This is a genomic window from Pantoea sp. CTOTU49201 (assembly GCF_032054795.1).
Taxonomy (GTDB): Bacteria; Pseudomonadota; Gammaproteobacteria; order Enterobacterales; family Enterobacteriaceae; genus Pantoea; species Pantoea symbiotica.
The window spans coordinates 1-2,091 of record NZ_DAMBSA010000585.1; the positions used below are offsets into that span (position 1 = coordinate 1).

At 59.6% G+C, this 2,091-nt stretch carries 3 protein-coding genes; all 3 read left to right on the forward strand.

The features are described from left to right. On the forward strand, positions 1 to 968 hold a 968-nt coding region (gene urtC / locus RTY00_RS24080; RefSeq protein ID WP_312666649.1), incomplete at its 5' end, for an urea ABC transporter permease subunit UrtC. Further along, on the forward strand, positions 961 to 1,752 hold the full coding sequence (urtD, locus tag RTY00_RS24085; RefSeq protein WP_061718176.1) for an urea ABC transporter ATP-binding protein UrtD: 792 nt from the start codon (positions 961 to 963) through the stop codon (positions 1,750 to 1,752). The genes urtC and urtD, both read left to right, overlap by 8 nt. 1 nt (position 1,753) lies before the next feature. Continuing rightward, a partial coding sequence (locus RTY00_RS24090; protein ID WP_312666650.1) for an ATP-binding cassette domain-containing protein occupies positions 1,754 to 2,091 on the forward strand: 338 nt, incomplete at its 3' end.

Below are 2,091 nucleotides of genomic sequence, written 5' to 3' on the forward strand. Positions count from 1 at the left end.
TGCCCGCCACGCATCCGCTGGCGATCTCCACCTACACGCTGACGCTGGTCGGCAAAATTCTTTGTTACGCCGTGGTCGCGGTAGCGCTCGATTTGGTGTGGGGATACGCCGGGCTGCTTTCGCTGGGTCACGGCCTGTTCTTCGCGCTCGGCGGCTATGCGATGGGCATGTATTTGATGCGTCAGGCCTCCGGTGACGGCTTACCCGCGTTTATGTCTTTCCTCTCATGGAACGAGCTGCCGTGGTTCTGGGCGGGCACGCAACATTTTGCCTGGGCGCTGTGCCTGATCATGCTGGTGCCGGGTTTGCTGGCGCTGGTGTTTGGCTTCTTCGCCTTCCGCTCGAAAATCAAAGGCGTCTACTTCTCGATCATGACGCAGGCGCTGACTTACGCCGGCATGCTGCTGTTTTTCCGCAACGAAACCGGCTTCGGCGGCAACAACGGCTTCACCGGCTTCACTACGCTGCTCGGCTTTAACGTCACGGCGACCGGCACGCGCATCGGGCTATTTGTCGCCACGGTGCTGCTGCTGCTGGTGAGCCTCGGCATTGGCTTCGCGCTGGCACGCAGCAAGTTTGGTCGCGTGTTGACCGCCGTGCGCGATGCGGAGAACCGCCTGATGTTCGTCGGTTACGATCCCAAAGGCTTCAAGCTGTTTGTCTGGACGCTCTCGGCGGTGCTTTGCGGGCTGGCGGGCGCGCTCTATGTGCCGCAGGTCGGCATTATTAACCCCAGCGAAATGTCGCCGACCAACTCGATTGAAGCGGCGATTTGGGTGGCGCTGGGCGGACGCGGCACGCTGATTGGTCCGCTGCTCGGTGCTGCTATCGTCAACGGCGCCAAAAGCTGGTTTACCGTCGCCTTCCCGGAATATTGGCTGTTCTTCCTTGGGCTGATGTTTATCCTGGTCACGCTGTTCCTGCCGCGTGGCGTGATTGGCCTGCTGCGCCGGAGGCGTGATGACTGAACAACTGTTTACCCAACCTCATCCCTCGGATCGTCATCGTGAACAAACCGATCCGGTATTGCAGCTGGAGAAGATCAACGTGTCGTTCGACGGTTTCCGCGCGCTAACCGATCTCTCGCTGAAGATCGGCGTCGGCGAGCTGCGCTGCGTGATCGGCCCCAACGGCGCGGGAAAAACCACGCTGATGGATGTGATCACCGGTAAAACCCGGCCGGATAATGGCCAGGTGATCTACGACCAGGATACCGATCTCAGCAAAATGTCGCCGGTAGAGATCGCGCGTGCCGGTATTGGACGCAAGTTCCAGAAACCCACGGTTTTCGAAGCGCTGACGGTGTTTGAGAATCTGGAAATCGCGCTGAAAAACGACAAATCGGTGTGGGCCAGCCTGCGTGCGCGACTGAACGGCGAGCAGCAGGATCGCATTGATGAGGTGCTGAAACTGCTGCGGCTCGGCGGCGAGCGTCAGCGCAAAGCCGGTTTGCTGTCGCACGGTCAGAAGCAGTTTCTGGAAATCGGCATGCTGCTGGTGCAGGACCCGCATTTGCTGCTGCTGGATGAACCGGCGGCCGGCATGACCGATGCCGAAACCGAGTACACCGCCGAGCTGTTTCGCAGCCTCGCCGGTAAGCATTCACTGATGGTGGTCGAGCACGACATGGGCTTTGTTGAAACCATTGCCGATCACGTCACCGTGCTGCATCAGGGCCAGGTTTTGGCTGAGGGATCGTTACGCGAAGTGCAGGCGGACGATCGGGTTATCGACGTTTATCTGGGGCGTTAACATGCTGCAAGTCGCGGAACTGAATCAATATTACGGCGGCAGCCACATTCTGCGCGGTTTGTCGTTTGAAGCGAAACCGGGTGAAATTACCTGCCTGCTGGGACGCAACGGCGTGGGCAAAACCACGCTGCTGAAATGTTTGATGGGGCTGATTCCGGCCAAATCCGGCGAAATTCGCTGGCAGGATAACGTGATCAACAGCCGCAAGCCGCACCAGCGCGTGCAGGCGGGTATCGCTTATGTGCCGCAGGGGCGCGAAATTTTCCCGCGTCTGACGGTGGAGGAGAATCTGCTGATGGGGCTGGCGCGTTTTTCTGGCGCACAGGCCAAAGCGGTGCC